The 8,721-nt window shown below is 45.6% G+C and carries 4 protein-coding genes; all 4 read left to right on the top strand.

The genetic code is table 11. From position 1 onward, the window contains the following. The first annotated feature begins 273 nt into the window (after window positions 1-273). Window positions 274-1,905, top strand: coding sequence for an ATP-binding protein (locus RIE73_RS16240; RefSeq protein ID WP_446402162.1), 1,632 nt, complete (start codon window positions 274-276; stop codon window positions 1,903-1,905). Next, the gene (locus RIE73_RS16245) at window positions 1,898-3,139 is read left to right on the top strand and encodes a response regulator (RefSeq protein WP_446402163.1); all 1,242 of its coding nucleotides are present in this window, start codon (window positions 1,898-1,900) and stop codon (window positions 3,137-3,139) included. Before RIE73_RS16240 ends, RIE73_RS16245 begins: the two co-directional genes overlap by 8 nt. A 222-nt stretch (window positions 3,140-3,361) precedes the next feature. Continuing rightward, the gene (locus RIE73_RS16250) at window positions 3,362-5,473 is read left to right on the top strand and encodes an S-layer homology domain-containing protein (RefSeq protein WP_446402164.1); all 2,112 of its coding nucleotides are present in this window, start codon (window positions 3,362-3,364) and stop codon (window positions 5,471-5,473) included. 460 nt (window positions 5,474-5,933) lie between these two features. Then, a complete protein-coding gene (locus tag RIE73_RS16255; RefSeq protein ID WP_446402165.1) occupies window positions 5,934-8,516 on the top strand; it encodes a M1 family aminopeptidase in 2,583 nt (860 codons plus the stop codon). Window positions 8,517-8,721 lie beyond the last annotated feature (205 nt).

An 8,721-nucleotide genomic window follows, 5' to 3' on the forward strand; every position in this document is an offset into this window, starting at 1 on the left:
GCCACAACAATTTTCAGAATTTGAAGAGGTTACTGTTGTGGAACCGATGAACAACTGTGGAGGACTATTACTATCTTTGTCTTGTTAAATTTCACCCGATTGGATGAGGTAGCGCTTTAAGCTACTATAAATCATCAAGTAAATAAACAAAGACAATTTGAATCAGAAATTCGCATAGGAAACCAAATTCATGGTTAAAGCAAGTCTGACCCGCTAAAGATCCCTAGCTATCTAGGTTTAGGGCAATTCTTATGCTGTTTATACTTATATTTTATGAATTTCACATCAGAAAAAATCAGCAATCGCCAACAAACACAAGCCGTTTGGCGATACCTGAATAGCCAAATTGAAAAACGGGTACAAGAACGCACTGTTGAATTAGAACGCCGCAACAACCAACTGACTCAAGAGATTCAAAAACGCCAGAACATTGAGGCGCAACTTCGTACCTATACGGTTCGTTTGCAACAAGCTAAAGATGTGGCTGAATCCGCCAACCGGACTAAAAGTGAATTTCTGGCAAATATCAGCCACGAACTCCGCACCCCCCTCAACGCAATTCTGGGATTTACTCAACTCCTGCAAAACCGAGGGGGACTCACGCGCCAACAAGGGAACTATTTAAACATTATTAGCCAATCCAGTGAACATTTGCTGGCATTAATCAACGATATTTTATGCCTATCCAAAATTGAAGCGGGTTGTATGACGCTCAATTTTAAAAGCTTCAATTTATATCATTTGCTGGATACCCTCAGGCAAATGTTTTCCTTAAAAACGAATCAGAAAGGATTAACCCTACTTTTTCAATGGACAGAGGAGGTTCCCCAATATATCCAAGCTGACGAAAATAAATTACGTCAAATTTTAATTAATCTCCTCGACAATGCAATTAAATTTACCCCCCAAGGCGGGGTAACCCTGACGCTGAACAAATGTCCCCATTCCCCAACCCTACTGTTCTCGATCAGGGACACGGGGCTAGGTATTGCGCCCGAGGAACTTGACGGGTTATTTGATCCATTTATTCAAACCCAATCTGGACAAAACGCTCAGTCGGGTACAGGATTAGGTTTAGCCATTAGCCAAGGTTTTGTGCAATTGATGGGCGGAGAACTGACGGTTCAAAGTGTTGTAGATCAAGGCACTACGTTTACATTTAGTATCCCCATCCAGCTTGCACCCACTGGTGAAGCGTCGCCTCAAGTCTCACCCAAACGAGTGATTGGGATCACTGACAACCAACCGAAGTTTCGTATATTAATCGTTGACGATACTCCCAGCGATCGCCTGCTTCTGATTCAGCTACTTACCCCCATAGGATTTGAGATACAAATAGCCGAAAATGGTCAACAAGCTGTAGCCGCGTGGGAACGTTGGCAACCGCACCTAATTTGGATGGATATGCGGATGCCTGTGATGGATGGTTACGAAGCAACTCAACAGATTAGAGTCAAGGAGGGACAAACAGAACCCTTAAACTCTACCCCAGCTACGGTGATTATTGCCGTCACAGCCAGCGCCTTTGAACAAGAACAGCAACGTTTTTTGGCAGTGGGATGTAATGATGTGGTGATTAAGCCGTTTCGGGAGGAAACCATCTTAACCAAGATGGCTGACTATTTGGGTGTACGCTATCGCTATGAGTTTACTCCTCCCACGTCTCCATCAGAGGGAAAAACCTGTCCATTGTTGCTGACACCCGAACATTTAGCGATAATGCCAAGTGAGTGGATCATACAACTCCATCAGGCAGCCAGTAGTCTTGATCATGAACTGATGAATCAACTTATTGGGCAAATTCCAGCATCTGAGACGCCCTTAGCGGAAGCCCTTACGGATTTGGTCAATGAGTTTCGGTTTGACATCCTAATGCACCTGACGCAACCCCTTTACCATGAGTAATCCAAAGAAGTCCGGCTATGTTTTAATTGTTGATGATCAGCCCAACAATCTGCGTTTGTTATCGACAACTCTAACTGAGGCAGGATATCGGGTCAGAAATGCCATTAGTGGCAAAATGGCATTAATGGGGATTGAAAAAGCGTTGCCGCAGCTTATTTTGCTGGATATTATGATGCCACAAATGGATGGCTATGAACTGTGCCAGCATTTAAAATCCGATGAACGCACCCAGCACATTCCCGTCATTTTTTTGAGTGCGTTGGATAATGAATGGGATAAAGTCAAAGCCTTTGATGTGGGGGGGTCAGACTATATTACTAAGCCCTTTCAGGTCAAAGAAGTGTTATCGCGGGTGAATAACCAACTGACGATTGTCTACCAGCAACAGCAGATTGTGGCGCAAAATCGGCAATTGCAGCAACAAAATCAACAACTTCAGCAACTCAACGGCGAGTTAATCCGCTCGAATCAAAACTTGGAAGAATTTGCCCGCATCGCCTCTCATGATTTGCGATCGCCTTTGCAAACGATGAAAGCCTTTGGTCAGCTTTTTTACCAAAAGTACCAAGGTGTGTTGGATGACAAAGGCACTCACTACATGAATCGGATTTTACAAGCAGGCGATCGCATGGAACAGCTAATTCAAGATTTGCTTAACTATTCACGAGTCGAGACTCAGGGGGAAGAGTTTGAACCAACGGACTGTAATCAGGTGGTTGAGTCTGTTTTGGCGAATTTAGACAGTGTGATTCAACAGCAGGATGCTGTGATTACCTGCGAGCATTTACCCATTGTCATGGCAGATGGCATTCAATTGGTACAACTGTTTCAAAACTTAATCAGTAATGCCCTGAAATTTTGCCCTCCTGAGGTAGCACCGGAGATTAAAATTGCGGCAGAATTGCATCAAAAACGTTCTGCATTGAGTGATGAGTCTGCTATTTTGTCGCCGAATACGCCAGAACCGACTGAGATTAATGAATGGGTGTTTCGGATTCAGGATAATGGGATTGGCATGGAATCGGCGTATTTTGAACGAATTTTTAAGGTGTTCCAACGTCTACACACCAGTGAAGAATATCCGGGAACTGGGATTGGTTTATCGATTTGCCAGAAAATTGTGGAACATCACGGTGGGGAAATTTGGGTCGAATCCTCTTTGGGAGTGGGAACAACCTTTTATTTTACGATTCCGGCGTTATTGACTTCGGAAATGGGGAAGCCAGGGGAGTAGATCGAAAAGTTTTACAGAAATTATTGAAAAAGAGCTTAGACAGCGATTCAGGTTAGTACATTTGCTCTCAACAGCGTAAAATCTGAGTCGAGGGAACTGTGAGCAGCTAAATTTCATCCTAATGAAGGATGATTTTTGCCCGGAGTTGAGCCTAGGCTGGGAAACATTCACCATTATCTCTAGTCAATAGTCCCATTATTGTTTCGATAGATAGATTACATTATGGCTCAAACTCTTTACGTTAATCCCGCTACCGGAAACGATAGCGCGGCGGGTGACCAATCGGCTCCCTTTAAAACCTTGTCCAAAGCCTTGCAACAAGCCCAAGCCGATACAACCATCCAACTGGCGGCGGGAACCTATAATGCGACGAGTGGTGAGATTTTCCCACTGCAAGTCCCATCCGGGGTCAAACTGGTAGGCAATGAAGGAAATAAAGGTGATGGTATTGTAATTGAAGGGAATGGCGAGTATATTAGCCCCACCCTGGCTCAACAAAATATCACCCTTTTACTGGAAGATACAACCGAAGTGCGCGGTGTCACGGTGACGAATAAAGCCACACGCGGCACAGGAATTTGGATTGAATCGACTGATCCGACTATAGCCAACTGCACCTTCACAGAATGTAATCGCGAAGGTGTTCTAGCCACTGGAACCGCTAGACCTAACGTTGTTGATAATAACTTCATTAATAATGGTGGCAATGGTATCTCCTTTACCAAAAATGCTCAAGGAGAAATTAAGAATAATACCTGTAAAAAAGCCGGTTATGGGATTAGCATTGATGGGAATGCGACACCGCGAGTTATCGATAATCTCATTTCCGAAAACCGTTTCGGAGTGGGAATTTCTGTCGATGCTCAACCTATCCTGCGAAATAACACCATTGAAGATAATGAAGAATATGGTATTGCTGTGACAGGTAATGCTGAGCCTGATTTAGGCAAAAGCCAAGATGATCCAGGTAATAATATTTTTCGCAACAACGGCAAGTTTGCGATTCTCAACTCCAGCAAAAATACGCTGGTGTCTTGGGGAAATCAGTTGACGAGTAATCAAGTGAGTGGATCAGTTCAAATTGAAGGCAGTATCAGCGATGGTGGCGATGATGACGATGGAGATGGTGGAGATGATGATGATGGAGGTCAACCACCGGATAGCTTCGCCGATATTCAAAACCACTGGGCAAAACCCTTTATTCAAGGATTACTTGACAAAGGATTAATTAGTGGCTTTTCAGATGGCACATTTAAGCCCGATGAAAAAATGACCCGCGCTCAATATGCGGCGTTATTAGTGAAAGCCTTCAACCCCTCAGCCAAACGGGATGGGATAAATTTCACCGATGTTGCTGATGATTTCTGGGCAAAGGATGTGATTCAACAGGCTTATCGGGGTGAATTTTTATCGGGTTTTCCAGACAATAGCTTTAAACCCAATGATAATGTGCAACGGGCGCAAGTGATTGTGTCTTTGGTGAATGGATTGGGGTTATCAGCAAGCGATGGGACGGTGTTGAGTACCTATAGCGATCGCGCGGCTATTCCGGATTATGCCAAAGATGAAGTCAACACGGCAACCAAGAAAGAAATTGTGGTGAGTTATCCGGATACGAAACAACTTGATCCGACCCAAGATGCTACCCGGGCTGAGGTGGCGGCGATGGTGTATCAGGCGCTGGTTGATAGGAATCAGGTGAGTGAAGTTAACTCAGACTATATTGTTAGCGCTAGTCCCGATGATAACCAACCTAAAACCTTCCCTGATATTCAAAACCACTGGGCAAAACCCTTTATTGAAGGATTACTTGACAAAGGCTTAATTAGCGGGTTTGGCGATGGTACATTTAAACCCAATGAAAAAATGACCCGCGCCCAATATGCAGCGTTATTGGTTAAGGCGTTTGACCCTGAACCGAAACGGGAAGCCAAGAACTTCCTGGATGTTAGTGATAAGTCTTGGGCAAAGGATGTGATTCAAAAAGCTTATCGCGGCGGATTTCTATCTGGTTATCCCGGTGATATGTTCCGCCAGGGAGATAATGTTGAACGGGTTCAGGTTTTGGTGTCTTTGGTGAATGGATTAGAATTATCAGAATCCGATGATAATGCCTTAGATTTTTACGAGGATAGCGATGAGATTCCGGAGTATGGCAAGGAGGAAGTCGCCACAGCCACGAAAAAACAAATTGTGGTGAATCATCCTGATGTCAAAAAACTCGATCCAACCCAAGCGGCTACCCGTGGTGAGGTGGCGGCTATGGTGTATCAGGCATTAGTGGATGGGAATAAAGTGAGTGCGATTGATTCGGATTACATTGTTTCTGCTTAAAAGGGGGAAAGTATTAACCCGCTAGTACACCGAATTGGATAGATTAGCCTAACATCCTCCAAACCGTAGGGGCGCCCCGACGTGCGCCCAATTTAACGTTAGCGGAACTCAAGCAATAGTTTGTGCAAAATAAGTCAGTGTTACAGGACGGTTATCAGGTTAGGGAACTCGGTATTTTTGGCTCTTCATATATTTTTTGATCAACCAATAAGGTAGGTTAAATGATAGACGCTACAGCCTAGTGGTGGGTTACGGCGGACACGTTCATTAAATAATTATTGGCTTGATCTAAACACCGCCTAACCCACCCTACATAGAATAATTTTTTTAGCCGTGATTGCTTAAGATTAAGAGAGTTCTAAGTTAAAACGCTGGTTTCCCATTGACTGGGAGTCGGGGAGACAAGCTACCCTGGAAGGAAGAGATACTTGTAGTTGTTCTGTTAACGTTTGACACATTCATGACACAGTCTTATTTTGATTCGGATCAAAACGGTCACAAGTCCTTTGAATTACCCGGTGCTAGACCCCACTACAACCCCGATCGCCCGGGACAAGTGAATCATATTTTCCTGGATTTGGTCTTGGATATCCCCAAGCAGCGCTTAGAGGGGACTTGCACGATCGCATTAACGCCTGTGCGTGATGATATCCGTCAGTTTGTCCTGGATGCGGTGAACCTGACGATTGAATCGGTGCAGATTGAGGGGGAATCTCAACCCTTTGACTGTGACGGGGAACAACTACAGATCCAGCTTCGCAACCCGACTGAAGCGGGGAAAGAGGTAAAAATCGCGATCGCCTACCATGTGGAGAAGCCACAACGGGGTATCTATTTCATTACTCCCACCTCAGATTACCCCAATAAACCCACCCAGGTGTGGACACAGGGAGAAGATGAAGACTCCCGCTTCTGGTTCCCCTGTTTCGATTATCCCGGTCAATTAGCCAGTTCGGAACTGCGCGTCACGGTTCCTAAACCCCTGATGGCGATATCCAACGGGGAACTGATCGGTACTCAAGAAGAGGGCGATCGCACAACTTATCACTGGTTACAAAACCATGTTCATCCGACCTATTTAATGACTTTAGCAGTAGGTGACTTTGCCGAAATTCGCGATGAATGGCAAGGAAAACCTGTTACCTATTATGTCGAAAAAGGGCGGGAAGACGATGCGCGGCGCAGTATGGGGAAAACGCCACAGATGATGGACTTCTATAGTCAGGTCTTTGGTTATCCCTATCCTTATCCCAAATACGCCCAAGTTTGTGTTGATGACTTTATTTTTGGTGGGATGGAAAACACCTCCACCACTCTACTCACCGATCGCTGTTTACTGGATGAACGGGCGGCGCTTGATGGGATGCGTACCGAAAGCTTAGTCGCCCACGAATTAGCACATCAATGGTTTGGTGATTTGGTGGTGATCAAGCATTGGTCCCATGCTTGGATTAAGGAAGGAATGGCGTCTTATACGGAAGTCTTGTGGACGGAACAGGAGTATGGTAAGGATGATGCGGCGTATTATCTACTCAATGAAGCCCGCACCTACATCAACGAAGACACCTCCCGCTATCGTCGCCCGATTGTTACCCACATCTACCGAGAAGCGATTGAATTGTATGACCGCCACCTTTATGAAAAAGGGGCTTGTGTGTATCATATAATCCGGGCGGAATTGGGGGATGAGTTATTCTGGAAGACGATTCAAACCTTTGTCCAAGATAATGCTCATAATACGGTAGAAACCGTTGACCTATTACGGGCAATTGAAAAAGCCACGGGTCGAAATCTTCTATTTCTGTTTGATCAATATGTCTTCCGAGGGGGTCATCCCGACTATAAAGTTAGCTACACCTGGGATGGGGATAGCCAGTTGGCGAAAGTTACGGTTGTGCAAACTCAAGTCAAAGAGAGTCAAAATGGCAGTAAGAATGAGCGATTTGACCTAAAAATTCCCATCGCTTTTGGCTACACTGACGCAGATTCCCCACTGAAAACCTTTAAGGTTCGCATCCATGAACGGGAACAGAGTTTCTATTTCCCCTTGGAGAAAAAACCCCAGTTTATTAGTTTTGATGCGGGGAACCATTACTTAAAAACAGTGACGCTGGAGTATCCGTTAGCCGAACTGAAAGCCCAACTGAAATATGACCCTGACCCCGTTTCCCGGATTTACGCCGCCCAAGCGTTAGTGAAGAAGGGGGGATTAGAAGTGGTTCAAGCGTTAGCAGAAGCCCTGACGGATGATCCCTTCTGGGGGGTGCGTGTCGAAGTCGCTAAACAATTAGCAAAAGTCAAACTGGATCAAGCCTCTGTTGCGTTAGTTGCTGGCTTGCAGGATAAAGATGCGCGGGTGCGGCGATCGGTGGTTGAAGCCTTGAGTAAGGTGAAAACGGTTGAAAGTTATCAAGCCTTAAACCATCTGTTAGAAGGGGGAGATGCTAGCTATTATGTAGAAGCATCGGCGGCGAAGGTGCTGGGTAAACTGGCGTCTGGGAGTATGAAAGATAAAGCAGATGAAGTGCTGCACCTGTTGACAACGATTCTCAATGAACGTGCGGGTTGGAACGAAGTGGTGCGTTCGGGTGCGATCGCGGGATTGAGTCAGATGAAGTCTTCCCCCCAGGCGCTCGATGTGATTATGGAGTACACTAAGCTAGGTGTTCCTCAACCCTTACGATTGGCGTCCATTCGGGCATTAGGCACCATTTCCACGGGTCAAACCCCGAATAAGCTAGAGGAGATATTAGAAGCGTTAGAGGAGTTATCCGGGGAATCGTTCTTCCTGACTCAAGTGGCGGTTGTTTCCGCCTTAGCCCAAATGGAAACGGTTAAGGCGATTGGGGTTTTGCGATCGCTATGTGATCAAACACCGGATGGGCGGGTGCGTCGTCGGGCGGAAGAAGCGATGCAAAAGGTACAGAAGCAGGTAGGTTCAGACAAAGCGATTAAACAGCTTCGCGAAGAACTGGATCAGATTAAGCAAGAGAATCAGGAACTTAAAAGCCGCCTAGAAAGCCTAGAGGCGAAGTCGTCTTGATTTGTCATGGGTCAACGGTAGGGGCGCATAGACGTGCGCCCTCTCATCTTTTCGCTGCATCGGAATAATTGAACGCTGAAAATCCTCTTGAGGAGGTGATCATTGTTTGGGAGTTAGGGGTGAATTCGATGATTTTATCGGGTAACGCAGAGGACGCAGAGGGTAGCGCAGAGGGTCGCAGAGGGGTTGTTGTTGCGTTTGGGGT

The organism is Coleofasciculus sp. C1-SOL-03, from assembly GCF_040220555.1.
Taxonomy (GTDB): domain Bacteria; phylum Cyanobacteriota; class Cyanobacteriia; order Cyanobacteriales; family Coleofasciculaceae; genus Coleofasciculus.